Below are 19262 nucleotides of genomic sequence, written 5' to 3' on the forward strand. Positions count from 1 at the left end.
AACCCTTTCACAGGCATAATGGTTGATTTAAAACAATTTGAAATTTGGTTCATTACAGGCAGTCAGGATTTGTACGGAGCGGACACGCTCCGGCAGGTTGCGGAACACGCCCAGATCATCAGCAAGCATTTCGACGAATCAGCTCAAATCCCGGTCAGGACGGTTTTTAAGCCCGTCGTGAAATCGTCGGAGGAGATTTTCAATATCATGCAGGACGCGAATGTGGCTAAAAACTGCATTGGCATCGTGGCCTGGATGCACACTTTTTCACCGGCAAAAATGTGGATCCGTGGTTTACAGATCATGCAGAAACCGCTGCTCCACTTGCATACGCAATTCAACCGCGATATTCCCTGGGCGAACATTGATATGGATTTCATGAACCTGAACCAGTCGGCGCATGGCGATAGGGAATTCGGTTTCATGATGACGCGCATGCGCCTGAACCGGAAAGTGGTTGTCGGACACTGGCAGGAGGCACATGTCGTGGAGGATCTGGCGCAATGGACACGCGTTGCAGCCGCACGGCATGATATGATAGGCGCGAGATTTGTTCGTTTTGGTGATAATATGCGTGAAGTGGCCGTTACGGACGGTGATAAGGTTGCTGCGGAAATGACTTTTGGATTTTCGGTGAACACTTACGCTGTAGGCGATCTGGTTGCTGTGATCAATCAGGTTTCCGAGCAGGCAATAGGGCTTTTAATTGATGAATATGAATCGCTTTACGGTCTGGCGGGCGGCATCAGGAAAGGCGGGGAGAAGCATAATGCCCTCTGGGACGCAGCCAGAATCGAATTGGGACTGAAATACTTTCTGGAAGACGGAAACTTCAAGGGTTATACCAACACATTCGAAGATTTGCACGGAATGAAACAGCTTCCCGGCATTGGCTCGCAGCGCATGATGGCGGCGGGCTATGGGTATGCGGGCGAAGGCGACTGGAAAACGTCGGCAATGGTGCGGGCACTCAAAGTAATGGGCAGCGGGCTGGTTGGTGGCAACTCGTTCATGGAAGATTATACGTATCATTTCGATCCGGCCAACAACCTTGTGCTGGGATCGCATATGCTGGAAATATGCCCGAGCATTGCATCAGGCAGGCCTTCCTGCGAAATCCATCCGTTGGGCATTGGCGGTAAGGAAGATCCGGTAAGACTCGTTTTTAATGCAGCAGCCGGCCCGGCGATCAATGTTTCTTTGGTGGATATGGGTAACCGTTTCCGGATTTTGGTCAATGAGGTGGAAGCGGTGGAAGTTACGGAAGCGCTTCCGAAGCTCCCTGTGGCGAGGGTGTTATGGAAACCGGCGCCCGATATGGCCACGGGATGCGCGGCGTGGATCTACGCGGGCGGAGCACACCATACGGTTTACAGCCAGAACCTTACCACAGACCATATTGAAATGTTTGCCGAAATGACTGGTGTTGAGTTGGTTGTGATTGATAAGAACACGTCGCTGAGGCAGTTGAAAAATGAATTGAGATGGAGCGAGGCTTCGTACAGATAACATTAAAAGTGCATGTCTAAATACACATATTTAAAAGAGCAGGTTTACGAAGCCAACATGGAAATCCCCAGGGAAAACCTGGCCATTGTGACCTTTGGCAATGTAAGCGGCATTGACCGCGCTGCTGGCGTAATTGCCATCAAACCCAGCGGCGTGCCCTACCACAAGCTGAGAGTGGAAGACATTGTTTTGCTGGATCTTGATAATCAGGTTATTGAAGGCACTATGCGTCCATCATCTGACACTAAAACACATACATTGCTTTACAAGAATTTCCCTGGCATAGGGGGCGTCTGCCATACGCATTCTACCTACGCGGTGGCATGGGCGCAGGCGATCCGCGCGATCCCGAACCTGGGCACAACACATGCCGACCATTTGACCACAGCTGTGCCGGTTACGGAGGTGATGTCCGATGAGATGATCCAGCGGGATTACGAGCTGGAAACGGGTAACCAGATCCTGGATTTATTCGGAAATGATAAGTTGAATTATGAAGAAACGGAAATGGTCCTGGTTGCCTGCCATGGGCCGTTTACATGGGGGAAAGACCCGGCCAAGGCTGTCTACAACTCCGTAGTGCTGGAAGAAATTGCCAAAATGGCCTATCTCACGATGCAAATCAATCCATCCGCTCAGACCATTAAGCAGGGGCTGATCGATAAGCATTATTTTCGCAAGCATGGAAAAGATGCTTACTACGGGCAGGGTTGCTGATTAATTCTTATTTTCCGGACGTTTGCTGGCAATGTTGCGCATTTGTTGCAGGGCTTCCTGGCGAGACATGCGTTTTTCGCTCGCTTTTGCCTCTTTAATAGATTCTTTTGAAAAGCGACCTTTGAAAAGGTTAAAAATAGCGAGTAACATATTTGAATATTTTGAAGAATGGACCTTGCATATGAACGTTCATCAAACATAGAAAAGTTTGAGGTAAAAAAAAACTACCAGGAGTGTGTTCCAGGTAGTTGTAAGCTTGCTAAACGTTGAGTAAGAATGTCTTTTTTCGGCTAATTGATCTTATACGCCTCTGCGTAATTTACTTCCGGGGTTGAAATCGTCCTGTATCCAGCGAACGAAGTTATTTGAATTGGTTTTATAAATTTCCATGGACAAAGGCTTGATGCCGCTATACTCAACCTCTTTAACGTACTCCGCGTGTAATTTTAAGATCTCAGACAGAGTTTTGCTATCAGTTTTCATTTTTTTAAGGGATGTTAAAGGTTACGATATCTCCAATCCCTGCACCAAACCTGTTCCCAAAAGCTGAAACTTTTTAGCAATATTAAAAAAGTTATATTAATGGAGCGTATCCTTATATCGTGGGGCGCAAATATCCCACATATGCGTGAAATAGGGATTATGTAGAATAAAATTTGTTACATTTCTCAACAAATTGGGAAATCTTTCCAACTTTTAGTTGATCGTGTAACATTTATATGGCTTCAAGGACGCATATACATGAATAGATAAAGTCCTGTAAATAAGAAAGTTAAGACAGTTTATGTATCTTGAAACAGATGATTATTAACCACGCCTTTTTTCCAAACCTCGGCAAAATCCAAATTCAAATTTCAAGTTTATTTCGGAGTGTTGTGATTTCCAGTGGCTTTGGAAGCAGGTCAATAATGTGGCGGCTGGCTTTCGCTTTGTCAATGTCGCGGGTGTCGATGGTGGAGGATAGCATGAAGATCCTGATTTTTTCGTGCAGACTTTGCGGAAGGTGGTCGAATTCGTCGATAAACTCAAACCCGTTCATGTCAGGCATTTGAAGGTCCAGGAGAATAACGCTTTCAGGAAGACTATCAGCCTGGCTAACCAGGTATTTTAAAGCGTCACGTGCTGAATTGAATGTTTTGACGGAGTCGGTGATGCCGCTTTTTTTCAGCAATTTTTCATATATAAACAGATCGAATGTGCTATCGTCTATAAGAAAAAAGTGTAAAAGTGGCTTCATGACTTATTATTTACGGATGGAAGGTATGTTGACTTCGAAAATACTTCCTTCGCCAACTTTCGAAGAAACGCTAATTTCACCCCCGAGCTTAGCAATCGCTTCATGCACAATGTACAGACCTATGCCTGATCCACTATTCGTTGCGCCGGCCCGGTAAAACATTTTGAAAATTTTATCCTGATCCGATTCTCTGATGCCCGAACCATTGTCTTCAATGATAATTTTGGCTGACTTGGGCGTAGACTTGATTTTCAAATGCACAAACTGATTCGGCTTCGAGGTATCCTGGAATTTTATCGCGTTGTTGATGAGGTTGTTAAAGATAATCCTGAGCTTCATCACATCAGACTGGAACACACCGTCCTGCTCAATGTCCGTGGTCATTTGGAGATTACCGTATTCGGGCAGATATTGGATTGTGGCCTGCACTTCGGTTACCAGTTCATCAAAACTAATGTCGGTAACAACCGGAACGCCGCGTGCATTTTTGTAATAATCAATAATATTAATAATGAATGTATCCAGCTTCTTAACAGACTGACGGATCAGTTCCAGATATTCATTTTGCGATTTGACGTCGTCTTCAAGCAGCGCCAGATTCACGATCCCCAGCACCGACATTAATGGTGCGCGCAAGTCATGGGAGGCACTGTAAACAAACTTGTCCAGCTCTTCATTCGCCTTCTGCAACTCTTCATTCCGCTCTTTTAGGTCTTCCCGCGTTTTGTAAATGTCATAGGCGTGTGAAATTGCATTTTCCACATAACCATAATCCCATGGTTTGTCGATAAACCGGAAAACTTCACCCTTGTTAATGGCGTCGATGGCCGCGCCAATGTCGGTGTGGCCGGTAATGAGGATGCGGATGGGTTTCGGATATTTGGTCCTTATTTTTTCAAAAAACTGCACACCTGTCATGATCGGCATACGCTGATCCGCGAGGATGATGCAAAAATCCTGCTTTTCAAGAATTTCTTCCGCAGTGACTACCGATGAGGCAATTGTAATGTCGTACTGCTTCCGGAAAGAAGCTTTGAACGAATGGAGGTTGTGTTCCTCATCGTCAATGTAAAGGATGGTTATCGGTTTTTCACTCATTGAAATCTTGGATAGGGCGTGCTTTTTGTTTTACTGGAAGGGTGATCAAAAACTCGGTTCCTTCTCCAACTTCGGTATTTACCTGGATATTTCCGCTATGCACTTCAATTATTTTAAATACAATGGATAATCCCAGTCCTGTTCCGTCTCCAACCTGCTTGGTGGTGAAGAACGGCTCGAAGATCTTGGCGCGGACCGCAGGTGGCATTCCGGGCCCGTTATCCCGAATAGAAATGGCTATATTTTCGGGATCTTTCAGCCATGATCTTACCCAGATCGTGGGTGTTTTACCTTCGGTTTTTGCATTCAAAAGGGCGTAAATGGAATTGTTGAGAATGTTCATAAACACCTGGTTCAGCTTGCCTGCGAAGCATTCGATACTCGGAATATTTCCCAATTCCTTGACCAAATGTATCGAATTACCCATTTGATAATTCAAAATAATGAGTGTCGACTCGATGCCTTCGTTAATATTGACGACGTTCAGGTCCGATTCATCTACGCGGGAGAATATTTTCAAACCTTTTACTATCTCAACCGTCCTGCTTGCGCCGTCTTCCATGCCTTTAAGTAACGTACCCAGCTCGGTTTTGATGTAATCAAGATCAAGATCTTCTTTCAGTTTTTCGATTTCTTTGATCTTTTCGTGTAAACTGTCGATCGAGTTCACATCCCGGATATCATTGTAGGAATCAAGTATTTCTAGCACGTCGTCGATGTCGCGCCGGAGGGGCCGGATGTTTGAGCTAACGAAGTTGATCGGGTTGTTGATCTCATGGGCGATGCCGGCCGTAAGCTGACCCAGCGAAGCCATTTTTTCGGAATCCAGCAGCTGTGTTTGCGTGTCTTTCAGTTTGTTGAGCGTAACATTCAGTTCTGTATTAGCGTATTGCAACTCAGCAGTTCGCTCGTTGACGCTTCTTTCCAGATAGGTGTTTTGCTCCATAATTATTTTCTCATTTTCCAGCGACACTTTCAGGGCTTCGGCCTGGGATTCCTCTCTTTCCTTTTTAAATATATTAATCTTATCGGCTAGTGCAATAGATAGCAGTACAACTTCTGCAATAGAACCGAACTGCATGGTATACGTTGTAAAAACATTATACGGCAGGATGTTGATATTTCGAAGGACAAGAAGGAAAAGACCGAACAGGAAAATCGTCCACGCCAACAAGAATAGCTTGGCCGGGCGGTAATCTTCTTTTGAAAGTTTGAAACCAATGATGAAAAGACCAATGGCCCCGATTCCTCCTGACACGTCTACCGCCCGGAAGCTCAAAAGTTCGAATCCAAGCAGATTTAACAGTCCGGTCGAGGAGTACAGTACAATGATCACATTGAGAATAATAACGCCGGGCGGCCATTTTTCGGCGAGCTGAAGAAAGTTCTTGACGAACAGCATGGCAAAAATTCCCGCCACACCCGAGAAGTAAATGGTTGCTACCGAATTGAACTTAGGAGCATAAGGCCAAATGTACTTGAAGCCATAACCCGATAATGCTGTTTGCGCCAAACCTACAAAAAGCACATATAGTACGTAAAAGAGGTAACTTTTGTCCCGGGTAGAGAAGTAAATGAAGACGTTGTAGAGCACCATCACAGCGATGATCCCTGCGAAGATGCCGTTAATGGTTTCACCGGTCTGGGCTGCTTCAAAGAAATTTTCCTGGTCACGGACAATGAGCGGGAGGATTACCTGATTGTAACCCTTCACCCTCAAATAATAGTTTTTTTGCTGGCCTGGCCTTATATCAAGCGGAAAAACAAGATTTTGGTGCTTGATCCTTCTCTCATTAAAATCCGCATTTTCCTGGTGTGTTTCGACTTTAACCTTTGCGCCATCAATCTCGAAAAGTTCGCAAGTGTGAATTAAAGGATGTGCAAGTTCTAAGTAAAGCAACGAGCTGGCGGACTTGTTCGCGATCGAAAACCGGATCCAGAATGTGGATTGGCTCAGTCCCATATTCGGCGTATCGTCCGTACTCTGCTTGAAAGCGTTCGCTGCCAAAACCTGTTCGAAAGTGCGCGTATTGGTGGCATCTTCGAAAATTTCAACATGCTTGCCTATGATCTGGGATCCCTGGTAAAAGTTTACCGGAATACCATAAACAAGCTTAGCGGAAAGTAAAAATGTGATTGCAAATACGTGCTTTAAAAATTTCATAAAAATCCTAAATCTTCATATCAAGATCGTAATGTAATGCAATTTCACCCTTGGGCCCCTTTTCAACGGCAAACTGGACAGGATGCTCGCGCAGGTGCATAATGCGCTCCCGTTCTTCTTCATGAGCCTGGGGTAAATTGTTCAGGTCATTGACAATGATGGCGGTGGCGATCAGCCCTTCTTTCGGATAATAAAATGTTCCGTTATTACCCAGGTCACGAATAATTTCAAACCCGATCCGCAGACATTGACGCAAGGTAGGAGGGGAGCACAATGCAAGTAAATGGTCAACCCCAATCTGCGAGGTGATCGCCACGCCGATCCTTCCAAGGAAAATGCTTCCAATGCCGTAACCAGCCACTTCCTTGGAATTGAAGAGCCCGCAAAATTCCGCGATCTTCTTTTCTTTCAGATTGTCTACGTACCCGTAAATGCGCTCATCCTTCTTGGCAATGGCATCCTCCATCGGCATTTTCATTTTTTCATTTCGGACCTGAATTCTCCCTCCACCATAAATCTTTTCTCCGTCCTCAGATTCCACAATGATCACGTAAGTATTTTCATCATTGAGCCAGTCATGGCTTGCGGAAGTTACCTGCTTTACGCCATAGGCTTCCAGTACTTTCCGGTGCTCGTCAATATACCTGTAGCAGGTTTCAATATCCTCAGTTGACTTGTACGCTCTAATTTTTGCTACCATCAAATTGCGTCATTTACTATAAACAAGGTTTCATTTAATGGGAGGCGTGGTAATTGGATCGCTGGCATTTCAGGTTTGATGATCTTTAAAAGGAAAACCGTCTTGACGTTATTTTTTAAAGATATGATATTTTGAAGCTCGTTTTGTAAACCTCGCAATTTGTCTTTTTCCGTAACACTTAATCCGGCGCCTGAATCGAGCCGTTCGAGCAAAAACAGAGGCGATAGCAATGGCTGGCCCCCCAGACCGAGCTTCTCAACACGCAACCAAAGCCTCTGCGCTGCAATTCCTGCCAGGAAATGCTGATCCGCAGAAACAGGCAATGTGATGAAAGCAACGCACGCGGCATTGCCAACGCTTGTCTGAGTGGCTTCGGTGAGTGCATTTCCACCGCCGATCACATTGAGCGCGGCAGCAATTTTTTTGTCCTTAACAATGGATAATGCGGCCATTTGAGCCGGTGAAGACGCTAATGTCTGAATGGGGACCCCGTCCCCAGCGTTTTCATTTTCCGCGCCCGGCCATCGGGTATCGCGGTTAAAGAAGTCGTTGTGACCTTCTGGATTAAGCATGGCCATCAGGTCACAGGCAGCCACAATCTTTCCTAATGCTGCAAGTTCTACTTTATCCGTAATAAATTGAGCATTTGCGCCGGATACGCTAGCAACAGCCTCACGCAACGCATTGATTTCCTGCTCAGGCAATGTGTATGATAAACTGGAATTGCGGTGAATGTTGCAGGATTCCGGAAGATCGGCAAGTCCGGACGTTTGATTTGCCGGTTGGTTTTCCTTTGTGAATTGAATGCTGGCAATTAATTCGGCTGAACCTGAAAGAGGAAATTGTTTTGTAATTGTCTGATATCCAATGCTATTGGCCTTCAACAGCGCATTTTCAAATGCAGCGCCCAGGGCCAGGTGCGCCGCGATGTTATTGAAATTCGCAAAAGAATGCGAGCGGAACGTATCGTGAAATAAATGCAGCATACCGTTCCGGAAAACCCACTTCCAGGGCTGGTCATTACCGGAAGAATACGCATAATTCCCTGCCGTCACAATCTCCCTGATCTCCTCCGTTTGCGGGACCATATCAACATTGATTTGCGGTAATGAATCGATAATTGCTATGGCCCGATCCAGGTCAAACGGTGTGTTCGGATTACTATAAACGGTTACAGCGGAAGGGTCAGATTTGTTACCGATCAGATGTTCCAGGTCTACATAATATCTCCCGGAATCCGTGAACTGATCCAGCAAAATGCGCCTGCAAACATCGGTTACAACGCCTCCGCCCAATGTTACGGCACTCGCCAACTGAGGCCACGTGCTGATCGTCTGCCCGATTTCGAGCAACGAAGCGCGGCCGCGGGTGGAAGTGTTCATGGCGTCGATGATGCGCATAACCAGGGGGAAACGGTCCGCCGGGCTGATATTCTTCAATTTTTCAGGAGGAATACTGGCCAGCATTCCGTGAAGGATAGGCCTGTCGGCTTCTCTGTCAAACCTTTCAACATCAAGCATTCCCCGGTCGCTCGTTTCCATCACCACCGGGATCTGAAAACTTTTAGCCATTTGCCGCGCACTGATCTTCACTTCCAGGTCGTCGCATTCGTCAACCATAATGTCGAGTTTGCCGCCCTCGGTAAGAAATGAAGTGATATTATGCTCTGTAATCCCGTCCGGGTAACATTGAATGTCCAGGTATGGATCTATTTCCGCAATTTCCCGGGCAGTTACGATGGATTTATTGACTCCAATATTGTGCAGGCCGGTTTTGATCCTGTTCAGATTACTAAGTTCGATTGTGTCGAAGTCAGCGAGTTTTAATGTGCCGCAAATGCGTTCGGTTGCCACACTAAGCGCAACAGCATGCCCCACCGACAGCCCGATAATGCCGATCCTGCGTTTAGATAATTTCGTTTGTTCCTCAGGCGTAATCTTGTAATGGTTCCTGCTGGTCCTCAATGTTACAAAATCGATCTCACTAAGAATGTGCAGCACGCGGTTGGACCAGGGATAATAGATCCACGAGCCCAGCAGATCCGGATCCTTACCAGCGATCCACTCATCGTAATTTTCGTCAAGCTCAGCACTTGTCAGTCGTTTCCTGGGGTTTTGTATTTTGATCAGCTCCTTCATTTGGGATGGAAACAGATCCAGGATTGTTTTTTGCTGATAGTCGGAAATGACTGCGTTAAACTTTTGTTTGTCAGCGCTTTGCTCCTTGAAGATGAAAATCGGCTTGTAGATCGTATTGTTTGCTGGATCTGGATACATTTTTAAGCTATTAGGAGGACGGTTCCCAGAAGAACTCACGTAATATTTAAAATTCGACGAAATGTATTGATCTTCGTATAAAATCGCTGCCGCAGGAACTTTGGAACCGGCAACAAGTGCTCATATGTATATCAATAGTTACACAAATTGCTTAATTTATTTTAGTAAAACTACCACTGCTTCACCCGGGGACAAAATATTTGGTTGAAAAGCGTCAAAATTCGTTGACACGTAGTTGGTTACAATGCCACAAAAAGTTAATTTGTAAAAAGCACTTACCGCTTTTATACTATTATAGAATTAATATTATAATATTATCAATTAGTTGAGAGTATCGGATCGAACTAAGAGATCATACAACCTCCGAAAAGAATATTTTTGTAATAATGGAAAGCAAAGAGAAGATAAGTGTCCTTTATGTAGATGACGAGATCAACAATCTTAACTCATTCAAAGCTGCATTTAGAAGAGATTTCAATATACTGATTGCAACGTCGGGGCGGGAGGGTTTGGAGCTGTTGAAGCATAATGTCGTACATGTGATCATCACCGACCAGCGCATGCCGGAAATGACCGGAGTGGACTTTTTAATAGAAGTTTTAAAGGATTATGCAGAACCGGTCCGTATTCTGCTTACCGGCTACACGGATGTGTCTGCGGTGATCGATGCGGTCAATAAAGGGCACATTTACTACTATCTGAATAAGCCCTGGGATGAGGCCCAGCTACGGATCATCATTAAAAATGCGCACGAGATTTTTTACCTGCGGGAAAAGAACAAGGAACTAATTGAAAAGCTTATCGAAGTAAATGGTCAGCTTGAATTCCTGCTCCGACAAAACCTGCTTTCATAGTATGCAGCCGACTGCAAAAGTCATCTCCTTCTGAAGCTAAAATTCCTTCTTGCCAGCTGTACAGGCTTAAACTGTTTCAGCAGGTTCAGCACAATTGAGAAACCGGCGGTGATGAAGACTGCCAGGAAAAGTATGGCTGCAAAAACGAGGTTGCCAATTGCCTTTAAAAATATGATAACGTCCATGTTCTTATGCGTTTAGTGGGTGTTTGCGTGATGATATGTTAAAATCGTACCAGCGGCATAAATGGCTCCAATAATGCGTGCGGCTGTATGCTTTGGTATCCTTTTTGCTTAGGGAATGTAGAAAGTGACCATAAAATCATCAAACAGATTCAATCATGAAAAAGATATTGGCAGTAGGAGCAGTTTCGGGCGTTGTGTTATATGTTTTCTTCAACAAATTTTTCAGACAGATGGAAAGAAATTTCAGCACTGAAAAAAAACAGAACGAACTTGCCGGGAATAACAAAACAGAAGGGTATTTTTACCACCAGAGTGAGCTGGCAACGGATAACACCGCAGGGCAGCTTGCACCGAATTTCAACAATTAATAAGCCTGATTGCCGGGCAAGTCAAGAATAACTCTACCTGGATAATGTGGCGGACAGTCTTCCTACAATGCATTTTTTTACTTTTAGTGGGATTGTTCGCTGCATGCGAAGGGCCAAGCCCCTTTGAACCACCTGTTAAGGAGCCCATCGGCGAGCCGGGCACAAATCCTGAGCCTGTTGATACTTCGGGCAATGAAAACCCTGGGTCCTCTGATCCCGACCCCATCATAATCGATACATTAAAGCCGCGTAACAGCAACCAGTTTTTGGCATTGTCGAAAGGCTTTGGTACGACCAACATTTACAGTGAGTCGCAACTGGGTATTCGCACCGGCACTTACAAGCAGGCGCCAGACTTCAAAGGGCTTGCCGTCAACCTCAATTATTCATTTCTCGCACCTCAGAATGATACGCTAAAATATCGACCGTTCGTGCTGATGGTGCACGAAGGCGCATTTATCTATGGCGATCTTGGCAGTGAAATGGGGAAGGCCAAATGGATGGCCAGGAAAGGTTACGCAACTGCTGCGATCAATTACCGGCTTGGTTTCGATGGTGGAAGCGAGTTCAATACATGCGGCGGAAATAACACGGAAGTGATCCAGGCCATTTATCGCGGCGTTCAGGATACTTATACTGCTTTGCACTATTTCGCAGATAAGTCAAATGAGTTTGGCATTGACCCCGGACAAATGATGCTGGCCGGAAGCAGTGCCGGATCAATGATTATTTCGGCATTGGTTTACATGGATGAAGCGGATTTTGAAGCATTGCAGCCGGGTATTACGAAAACATTGGGACCGCTTGACCCTGTTACAGGAGGCACCGAGTTCCGTGTGCGTGCCTTGCTGACCTATCTGGGTTATGCTGTTTTCCGGACGGCTTATGTTGGAAAATCCAATGCTAAACCAACTGTATTTTTCCAGGGAACCAGCGACACTGTTTTGCCTTACATTCAAGGAAATTTATTCTCATGCGGAAAATACTTCTGGATGCAAGGTGCTAAGCCGGCCTCCGAACGGCTGCATTCATTGAAAATGCCTTACGATCTCAATTACCAGCCAGGCAAAGGGCACATCCTTACCTATACCGAAGAACACATTGCAAATCGTTTCGCGCAGTTTATGAAGCGGTTCTGGTCCGGTGATTTGCGGCAAACCACCGTTGAAAATATGAACACCATTCAGGATATCAAACTTCCGTAACGCCCGCTATTTTCTCTTCATAAAGGGCAGGAATTGTTTCAGATAAGTGGATAATCTTAATTCGAGATATTGGTAAGAGAGGTAAGATGCGACCATTGTCATAAACAATGACAGGAAAAACATCGCAGTGCCGGTGCTGTAAACCGGATACCCCATGCTTTTGAAAAACTGACCTAAAATTACCACAATGGGCATATGCACAAGATATATCGAAAATGACATATCGCCGATTTTAACCAGCCACTCCGGAAAATTGATCGGGCGCCTGGCGTTGTAAAAAATGAATGCGGTAAAAAGCAGGCTGGAACCAAAACCCCACTGCGACGGGCCTAACCCGCCGAAAAATCCCGACCAGTACTGCCACAATGCAAGGAAAATGAACAGGAACACCAGCCAGGTCCTCGCAAAAGCGGATGCCAGAATGGGGAACAGTTTCGCATCCATGTACACGAGGCCGATAATAACCCCATATACGAAATTCCAGATAATGGGATTGGCGACCATGTTCAGATAGCCATTGCCATAATCTGCGGTGCGCTGGGTTTCCAATGTGATATAACCCAGTGTGATCGGAATGACGATCAATGTTATGATCACGATCACAAAGAAAACATACCACCTGAACCTGGAAAAGAACATGGAGATTGCGACGAGCGCATAAAAATAGATTTCATAATTGAGCGTCCAGCCCACCGGAAGAAAAGCATATCCGTAAAAAGGCGGATCGGTGTGTGTGACTGGGATGAAAAGCAGGCTCAGGATCAAACTCTTAACAGCCCCGGGTTGCAGGCCGATCCTGCTTTGGAACAAAAAGTAAAGCAGGGTGATGATTGCATAAGTAGGCCAGATTCGGATGAACCTCCGGGCCATGAATTTATAAACGGGCAGCCATGAGAATGTGGTGTGTTTGGTAATGTACACCATAATGAACCCGCTGATCACGAAGAACAATGCAACGCCGGAAGGGCCTGAATTGAAAAAAAAGTCAAGTTCCTGCTTGAAAGGTTCACCTTTGCCAATAACGTCTTTAAGATGGTAAATGGTGACAGTTAATGCCGCAGCCGCTCTCAGGACTTGTATGCTGTTTATTTTGGACTCAAAGGGATTGCTGACCGGCTTTATCTCCTGATTCATTCTGTTAAGTAAAAATTTGCGGTTTGGGATCCGGCTGTAAAGTAAGTTAAAGTTTGCTTCATGTAGTAATTTGAAAGCGCCTGCGTCTGATTTTCCGTTAAACTGCATGTACTACGGGAAATCGGCATAGTTTTAGTTAAAGCAAGGAAAACGTATACTGCAAAAAGTAAATTAAATATGATGGATCAAGCGCTGACAGTTAAAGATCAGATACATATAGAGGCTCCGTTGAGCAAAGTTTGGGAAGTGCTCGTGGCCCCGAAATACATCAGGCAATGGGATGAGCTTCCTTCGGATTTTGGGGATTATTATCTGGAACAAGGCAGGGTTATCGACTGGTCGGGCAGGTCGCGGCTGACGGTTACCGCGCACGAGCCGAATGAGCTTTTGAAACTTTCCTTATATGTTGATAAATGGGAGCAGTCGCCTGCCTCTTATGACATTGCGTATCATTACAGGCTCTCGGAGCAGGACGGAGGCGTTTTATTGCAACTGGAAGTGGGAGATTTTGCTGTTTTGGAAGATGGTCGGAACTACTACGATGCTTCCTTAGACTTTGTTAAAACGGCAATGGAAAAAATCAAAAATCTGGCAGAAAACAGACTTTAATTGTGACGGTGAGTATATTTGTAGTGATCACCGCCGAAAGTCATGCAACCGAACACCAAACTTTACTATGATACCAACGAAGTAGCCGAAATGGTTGGCTGCGAGCCATCTGCCCTGCGCTTTTGGGAAAAAAAATTTCCACAGCTGAATCCCAAACGGGACGCACGCAACAGGCGCAGATATACCGAGCGCGACATTGAGATCATCAGAAAGATCATGCACCAGCGCGACAAGCAGGGGCGTACGATCAAAGGCGCGCGCGAGCAAATGCGGAGAAAAGAAGAATCACAGTTGTTGATCCAGCGTTTGATGCGTGTCCGTAAATTCCTGGTTGAGTTGCAGGAAACATTATAATGATCCGTTTTGCCTAATTACAGAATTCCCATGAAATATTTCCTTTTGTTACTGCTTGCCTGTGCTTCTTTTTCATCCTATGCGCAGAAATTTCAGGCCCCGGCAATCCGTAAACACATTGAATTCCTTGCTTCGGACGAGATGGAAGGTAGAGGAACGGGGAGTTTGGGCGAAATCCGGTCGGCAAACTACATTGCCACTATTTTCGGGGAACTGGGCCTGAAACCGGCTGGAACCGATGCAGGTTTCTTTCAGCCTTTTCAGGTAAAATATTCCATTGAGGGAAACTTGCACCAGCTGACTGGCCGCAACGTTGCCGGGTTTTTAGATAATGGTGCCAAAAAGACGATTGTGATCGGTGCTCATTACGACCATCTGGGAAAAGGTTTTCAGGGAAGTTCGCTTTCTCCCGACAGCCGTAACAAAATCCACAATGGTGCCGACGACAATGCTTCCGGAACAACCGGGTTGCTGGAGTTAGCCAGGCATTTTGCAAAAAACAACATTACCGAAAAGCATAACTATCTGTTTCTGGCATTTTCGGGCGAGGAGCTCGGGCTTATCGGCTCCAAATATTTTACGGAAAACCCAACAGTTCCGCTCACGTCCGTTTCCTGCATGATCAATATGGATATGATAGGCAGGCTGAGCGACGAAAAAGGCATCATTGTTTCGGGCTGGGGCACAAGTCCGGTCTGGGGAAAACTGATTCCGGATCTTGCCAAGGCGCAGAATCTGAAATACACTGTGGATTCGTCCGGCGTGGGCGCTTCGGATCACACTTCATTTTATTTGAAGAATATTCCTGTTGTCCAGTTCTTCACAGGCGGTCACGGCGATTATCACAAAGTGAGCGATGACATTGAACGCATTAATTTTGAGGGGGAAGCGAAAATCCTGACCATCATTGCCGGGCTGCTTGAAAACATTGATAAGGAAACCACGGACCCACAATTTATAACCGCTGCAAACCCACATACCGGGAATCAAACGACGGATTTCAAGGTGACGTTAGGCGTCATGCCCGATTATAGTTTTTCGGGAAAAGGCTTGAAAATCGATGGTGTTTCAAAAGCCCGTCCCGCCGACAAAGCGGGGATCCAGGCCGGCGACATTATCACAAAGCTTGCCGGAAAAGAAATTACGTCCATTTACGATTACATGGAAGTGCTCGGCAAGCATGAAAAAGGGGAAAAAGTAGATGCAGAGTTTTTGCGCGGATCGGAGACTAAAAAGGTTTCCATCACATTTTAACTGATCATTGCGCCGCGTTTTCCCAACTCAATAGCCTCCATCTGGCTGATCAATCCTTCGTGCAGGTTGAACCGCAGCAGCGTCCGGAATTTATGAAAACCTTCCCGGCCAGCCGCGCCAGGATTAATGTAAAGCATATTATTCAAAGATTTATCACGAATCACCCTCAGAATGTGCGAGTGTCCACATACGAAAATGTCGGGTGTTTGTGATTTCAGTTCGGGCATGACAATCGGGTTATAACGCGGTGGCGCGCCGCCAATATGCGTGATCCAGACCCTGAATCCTTCCAGTTCGAAATGCAGGTTTTCCACGGTTCTCGCCCGGATATCGTTGTGATCAATGTTACCGAACACGATCCGGCAGGGCTTGAATGCTTCCAGCTGCTCAATGATCTTCACCGATCCGATATCTCCCGCGTGCCATATCTCATCACAATTCAAGAAATGGTCAAAAACCCGCTCGTCCAGATAGCCGTGTGTGTCTGATATTAGGCCAATTGTCTTCATTCGTTTCTAAATATATATCCTGTCATAGCGAACATCAGTCGCATTTTTGTAACCGCAAAATAAATTAATTAATTTTTCTCCGAAGTTAAAGTAACTTATATATAACCTTTTCATATATTGGGTCTCAAATCTTAATTAAAGTTAATTTTTTATTAACACGTTATAAAACCGCTTTCAAACTAATTATTTAGTTGTAAAGTTGCATCAGTTTCTATATTATTGCGTATTGTAATTTATCAGTTACAAACTTCAATCCACTTAACCACCTACCAGCCTTGAAAAAAATCCTACTTCTGTTCTACTTATGTCTTCATCTGGCGGTTGTGCATGCACAAACCGGAGGACGCTTCACGCTGAAAGGTGTAGTAGCCGATACATCCGGCGCGGTGTTGCCCGAAGCGACGATCATGCTGCTGTTACCCAAAGACTCCTCCCTGGTCAACTTTGGAAGAACGAACAAAGAAGGGGCATTTGAGCTAAAAAACCTGAAACGCACGCAATACATTTTCAAAGTTTCTTATGTAGGCTTCGTTCCATACCAGGAAACGGTTAACCCAAAAGATGGCGATGTGACCGATCTGGGCAAGATGAGAATGAAAGTGCTTCAAAAGGAGCTTTACGAAGTCGTTATTAAAACGGCACGGGCACCATTGAGCATCCGGGGCGATACGGTGGAATTTGACGCCCGGGCATTTAAAGTTCCGCCAGGCTCAACGGTGGAAGACCTGCTCCGGAAGTTACCGGGTATGCAGGTTGACGCGGATGGAAACATTAAGGCGCAGGGTGAAGAGGTCAAACGTGTAACCGTGGACGGTAAGCGGTTCTTTGGTGACGACCCAAAGATGGCAACCAAAAACCTTCCGGCGGAGGCCATTAACAAAGTTCAGGTTTTTAACGGAAAAACAGAGCAGTCCAAAGTGACGGGCGTAGATGATGGAAAGCGTGAAAAAACGGTTAACCTGGAATTGAAAGACAGTCATAAAAAAGGCGGATTTGGTAAAGCAATAGCGGGCGTAGGGACCGATAAGAGGCTGGAAGGAAAAGTGAGTTACAACCGCTTTAATGACAAGCAGCAGTTTGCCTTATTGGGCTTTGGAAATAACACGAATCAATCCGGGATTGCACGGAACGATTATCAGGATTTTAAAGGAAGCCAGTCTTTCAACTGGGGTGATGACGGTGATTTTGGTTTTAACAGCGGTCGTTATTACGGTGGTGATGACATTACCATTCAGCCCAACTGGGGTGGAGGAGGATCCGAAGGCTTCACCAAGAACTTTGCAGGTGGCGCCAATTATAATTATGATGATAAAAAAACAAAACTTAGCACCAGCTATTTTTACAACCAGACCAAGGCGATCATGGATGTGAGATCGCGGACAGAAAACTTTCTGACGAACGATTCTTACAGCTCTCTGGCCAACTCCAAAACAATTGGTTTTACCGGAAACCACCGCCCGAGCTTTCGGTTTGAGAAGAACATTGACTCACTGAATACAATTATCCTGATCAGTAATTCGAGGATCAACTCAGGTGATGACAGTTTTAACAGTTATCAGCAGTCTTTCCTCAACGAAGGTGTTGTTACTAACCAGTCATCCGTGAAAAATCTTAGCGAATACAATTCTTTTGCGATGGCCAATCTGCTCATATACCGGCATAAGTTTAAGAAAAAGGGAAGGAATTTTGCTGCAAGCATTGGTTACAATATTAACAATGCGGACGAGAATAAGAACCTAAGCTCTAACAACGTCTTTTTTCAGGATTCGACAAGGAACAGCATCATTAACCAGCTGAATGAAACCGAAAGCACCCGCGGGAATTTGAAAGGAAGCCTGTCCTACATTGAACCCTTTGCAAAAAAGTTCTTTTGGGAAACATTCTACAATTACAGCATGCGGAAGGACAAAGTGGACCGTGATGTGTTTGATGTATCAGACGCAGGCCAGCAGGTTAACCCGCTACTGACCCGTTTTTATTCCAATGATTTTACTTACAACCGCGTCGGTTCGAGCATTCGTTATTCTAACAAAGGACTCAATATCGCAGCCGGGCTTGCGGGCGTCCAGTTCGAGTTAAGGGGAAAATTTGCTGCTGATAAAGCATCTGCTGATTTCATGCGGGTAAGCAAGAGCTATTTCACATTCGTACCAAACGTTTCGGTGAATTACGATCTTAAAAATAACCGTTATGTGTATGCAGAGTATGGCCTGAATGTCCGCGAGCCGTCGATCACCGATTTGCAGCCCATTATCGACAACAGCAACCCGCTGTTCATCACGGAGGGTAATCCTGACCTGATCCCGTCATCATCGCATAGCGTTTATGCAGGTTATAACATGTTCAACCCGGCTAACTTTATCAACATTTATATTGGTCTTTCTTACAATTATAATGTCAACCAGATCGTCTACAACCGGACCGTCAATGTTGAGAACCTGATTACAACCACCAAGCCGATCAATGTTACGGGCGGATATAGTTACGGAACTTATGGCGGCTTTGGCTTTCCGTTGAAAAAAACAAAGGCCACTATGAACGTGAATGCAAGCGTGAACCTAAGCAACAATATTACTTACATTAATAATGTTGAAAATGAGACAAGCACGGATAGCTACAATTTCGGAACACGTCTGGACCTGACGCCGAGTGATGCATTCACTTTTTACGGAAACGCGAACTGGGGCATTAGTGAGGCGAAATATTCTATCAATACAAACCAAAACCAGAAGATCTTCAACGCAACGTATGGGGCGGATGTAAATGCCAAAGGGCCTATGGACATTTATTTCAACGCAAAATTTAATTACAGAATTTACAAAAACGACCAGTTCGGCTTTGATCAAAAGCTGCCGATCCTGAATTTGTCCGTTTATAAGATTGTGCTAAAAAGTAAAAAAGGAGAAATCCGCCTTACTGCTAATGATGTGTTCAAGAAGAATTTGGGGATTACCCAGAACGTAAATCAAAACTACTACACGGAAAGACGTGTGGCGACATTGTCCAGGTATTTTATGCTTAGCTTCACGTATAACATGCGGGGTGTAACCGCTTCGGTGAAACGAAACAATCAATTCTAACATTTGGAA

The 19262-nt window shown here is 45.2% G+C and carries 18 protein-coding genes; 9 read left to right on the forward strand and 9 right to left on the reverse strand.

All coding sequences use genetic code 11. The features are described from left to right. Positions 1-18: 18 nt before the first annotated feature. Both araA and L0659_RS07250 read left to right on the forward strand, forming a co-directional pair. Positions 19-1509, forward strand: a complete 1491-nt coding sequence (araA, locus tag L0659_RS07245; protein ID WP_235125084.1) for an L-arabinose isomerase — start codon at positions 19-21, stop codon at positions 1507-1509. Between the two features lie 12 nt (positions 1510-1521). Continuing rightward, entirely contained in the window at positions 1522-2226 is a 705-nt protein-coding gene (locus tag L0659_RS07250) for an L-ribulose-5-phosphate 4-epimerase (protein WP_235125085.1), read from the forward strand. Here the strand turns inward: L0659_RS07250 and L0659_RS07255 are convergent, their stop codons facing one another. From L0659_RS07255 to L0659_RS07280, 6 genes are all read right to left on the reverse strand, one after another. After that, entirely contained in the window at positions 2227-2376 is a 150-nt protein-coding gene (locus L0659_RS07255; protein ID WP_235125086.1) for a hypothetical protein, read from the reverse strand. A gap of 697 nt (positions 2377-3073) precedes the next feature. Next, positions 3074-3463: a response regulator gene (locus tag L0659_RS07260; protein ID WP_235125088.1), complete on the reverse strand. Its 390-nt coding sequence runs from the start codon at positions 3461-3463 to the stop codon at positions 3074-3076. 6 nt (positions 3464-3469) lie between these two features. Continuing rightward, positions 3470-4561, reverse strand: coding sequence for a hybrid sensor histidine kinase/response regulator (locus L0659_RS07265; RefSeq protein ID WP_235125089.1), 1092 nt, complete (start codon positions 4559-4561; stop codon positions 3470-3472). Further along, positions 4554-6725 (reverse strand): 7TM diverse intracellular signaling domain-containing protein, encoded by a 2172-nt coding sequence (locus tag L0659_RS07270; protein ID WP_235125090.1) that lies wholly within the window; start codon positions 6723-6725, stop codon positions 4554-4556. Before L0659_RS07270 ends, L0659_RS07265 begins: the two co-directional genes overlap by 8 nt. 7 nt (positions 6726-6732) lie before the next feature. Next, on the reverse strand, positions 6733-7425 hold the full coding sequence (locus L0659_RS07275; RefSeq protein ID WP_235125091.1) for a hypothetical protein: 693 nt from the start codon (positions 7423-7425) through the stop codon (positions 6733-6735). After that, positions 7425-9701, reverse strand: a complete 2277-nt coding sequence (locus L0659_RS07280) for an Rv1355c family protein (RefSeq protein WP_235125092.1) — start codon at positions 9699-9701, stop codon at positions 7425-7427. Before L0659_RS07280 ends, L0659_RS07275 begins: the two co-directional genes overlap by 1 nt. Before the next feature lie 386 nt (positions 9702-10087). Between L0659_RS07280 and L0659_RS07285 the strand changes: the two genes are divergently transcribed. Further along, positions 10088-10555 (forward strand): response regulator, encoded by a 468-nt coding sequence (locus tag L0659_RS07285; RefSeq protein WP_235125093.1) that lies wholly within the window; start codon positions 10088-10090, stop codon positions 10553-10555. 20 nt (positions 10556-10575) lie between these two features. On the opposite strand, the gene L0659_RS07290 is transcribed toward L0659_RS07285, so the two are convergent. Further along, positions 10576-10740, reverse strand: a complete 165-nt coding sequence (locus L0659_RS07290; RefSeq protein WP_235125094.1) for a hypothetical protein — start codon at positions 10738-10740, stop codon at positions 10576-10578. Between the two features lie 155 nt (positions 10741-10895). Between L0659_RS07290 and L0659_RS07295 the strand changes: the two genes are divergently transcribed. Further along, a complete protein-coding gene (locus L0659_RS07295) occupies positions 10896-11108 on the forward strand; it encodes a hypothetical protein (RefSeq protein WP_235125095.1) in 213 nt (70 codons plus the stop codon). Between the two features lie 86 nt (positions 11109-11194). After that, a complete protein-coding gene (locus L0659_RS07300) occupies positions 11195-12313 on the forward strand; it encodes an alpha/beta hydrolase (RefSeq protein WP_409018827.1) in 1119 nt (372 codons plus the stop codon). A gap of 6 nt (positions 12314-12319) precedes the next feature. On the opposite strand, the gene L0659_RS07305 is transcribed toward L0659_RS07300, so the two are convergent. Next, the gene (locus L0659_RS07305) at positions 12320-13447 is read right to left on the reverse strand and encodes an acyltransferase (protein WP_235125097.1); all 1128 of its coding nucleotides are present in this window, start codon (positions 13445-13447) and stop codon (positions 12320-12322) included. Between the two features lie 177 nt (positions 13448-13624). On the opposite strand from L0659_RS07305, the gene L0659_RS07310 reads away from it, so the two are divergent. From L0659_RS07310 to L0659_RS07320, 3 genes are read left to right on the forward strand one after another with little or no spacing between them, the layout of a single operon-like run. Beyond that, a complete protein-coding gene (locus L0659_RS07310) occupies positions 13625-14056 on the forward strand; it encodes an SRPBCC domain-containing protein (protein ID WP_235125098.1) in 432 nt (143 codons plus the stop codon). A 42-nt stretch (positions 14057-14098) separates the two neighbouring features. Then, on the forward strand, positions 14099-14410 hold the full coding sequence (locus L0659_RS07315; protein ID WP_235125099.1) for a MerR family transcriptional regulator: 312 nt from the start codon (positions 14099-14101) through the stop codon (positions 14408-14410). A 30-nt stretch (positions 14411-14440) separates the two neighbouring features. Continuing rightward, positions 14441-15664: a M20/M25/M40 family metallo-hydrolase gene (locus tag L0659_RS07320; RefSeq protein ID WP_235125100.1), complete on the forward strand. Its 1224-nt coding sequence runs from the start codon at positions 14441-14443 to the stop codon at positions 15662-15664. On the opposite strand, the gene L0659_RS07325 is transcribed toward L0659_RS07320, so the two are convergent. Next, the gene (locus L0659_RS07325; protein WP_235125101.1) at positions 15661-16173 is read right to left on the reverse strand and encodes a metallophosphoesterase; all 513 of its coding nucleotides are present in this window, start codon (positions 16171-16173) and stop codon (positions 15661-15663) included. The two genes, L0659_RS07320 and L0659_RS07325, sit on opposite strands and share 4 nt — an antisense overlap. A gap of 275 nt (positions 16174-16448) precedes the next feature. Between L0659_RS07325 and L0659_RS07330 the strand changes: the two genes are divergently transcribed. Beyond that, complete coding sequence (locus tag L0659_RS07330; RefSeq protein WP_235125102.1) at positions 16449-19253, forward strand: outer membrane beta-barrel family protein; 2805 nt, start codon at positions 16449-16451, stop codon at positions 19251-19253. Positions 19254-19262 lie beyond the last annotated feature (9 nt).

The sequence above is a fragment of the Dyadobacter sp. CY347 genome, from assembly GCF_021502655.1.
GTDB lineage: Bacteria > Bacteroidota > Bacteroidia > Cytophagales > Spirosomataceae > Dyadobacter.

What these genes read in the sequence shown, in the direction of transcription:
- L0659_RS07290 (WP_235125094.1), bottom strand. Translation starts at nt 10,740, where the DNA reads ATGGACGTTATCATATTTTTAAAGGCAATTGGCAACCTCGTTTTTGCA.
- L0659_RS07325 (WP_235125101.1), bottom strand. Translation starts at nt 16,173, where the DNA reads ATGAAGACAATTGGCCTAATATCAGACACACACGGCTATCTGGACGAG.
- L0659_RS07275 (WP_235125091.1), bottom strand. Translation starts at nt 7,425, where the DNA reads ATGGTAGCAAAAATTAGAGCGTACAAGTCAACTGAGGATATTGAAACC.
- L0659_RS07310 (WP_235125098.1), top strand. Translation starts at nt 13,625, where the DNA reads ATGATGGATCAAGCGCTGACAGTTAAAGATCAGATACATATAGAGGCT.
- L0659_RS07285 (WP_235125093.1), top strand. Translation starts at nt 10,088, where the DNA reads ATGGAAAGCAAAGAGAAGATAAGTGTCCTTTATGTAGATGACGAGATC.
- L0659_RS07270 (WP_235125090.1), bottom strand. Translation starts at nt 6,725, where the DNA reads ATGAAATTTTTAAAGCACGTATTTGCAATCACATTTTTACTTTCCGCT.
- L0659_RS07265 (WP_235125089.1), bottom strand. Translation starts at nt 4,561, where the DNA reads ATGAGTGAAAAACCGATAACCATCCTTTACATTGACGATGAGGAACAC.
- L0659_RS07305 (WP_235125097.1), bottom strand. Translation starts at nt 13,447, where the DNA reads ATGAATCAGGAGATAAAGCCGGTCAGCAATCCCTTTGAGTCCAAAATA.
- L0659_RS07315 (WP_235125099.1), top strand. Translation starts at nt 14,099, where the DNA reads ATGCAACCGAACACCAAACTTTACTATGATACCAACGAAGTAGCCGAA.
- L0659_RS07320 (WP_235125100.1), top strand. Translation starts at nt 14,441, where the DNA reads ATGAAATATTTCCTTTTGTTACTGCTTGCCTGTGCTTCTTTTTCATCC.
- L0659_RS07295 (WP_235125095.1), top strand. Translation starts at nt 10,896, where the DNA reads ATGAAAAAGATATTGGCAGTAGGAGCAGTTTCGGGCGTTGTGTTATAT.
- L0659_RS07280 (WP_235125092.1), bottom strand. Translation starts at nt 9,701, where the DNA reads ATGTATCCAGATCCAGCAAACAATACGATCTACAAGCCGATTTTCATC.
- L0659_RS07260 (WP_235125088.1), bottom strand. Translation starts at nt 3,463, where the DNA reads ATGAAGCCACTTTTACACTTTTTTCTTATAGACGATAGCACATTCGAT.
- araA (WP_235125084.1), top strand. Translation starts at nt 19, where the DNA reads ATGGTTGATTTAAAACAATTTGAAATTTGGTTCATTACAGGCAGTCAG.
- L0659_RS07255 (WP_235125086.1), bottom strand. Translation starts at nt 2,376, where the DNA reads ATGTTACTCGCTATTTTTAACCTTTTCAAAGGTCGCTTTTCAAAAGAA.
- L0659_RS07250 (WP_235125085.1), top strand. Translation starts at nt 1,522, where the DNA reads ATGTCTAAATACACATATTTAAAAGAGCAGGTTTACGAAGCCAACATG.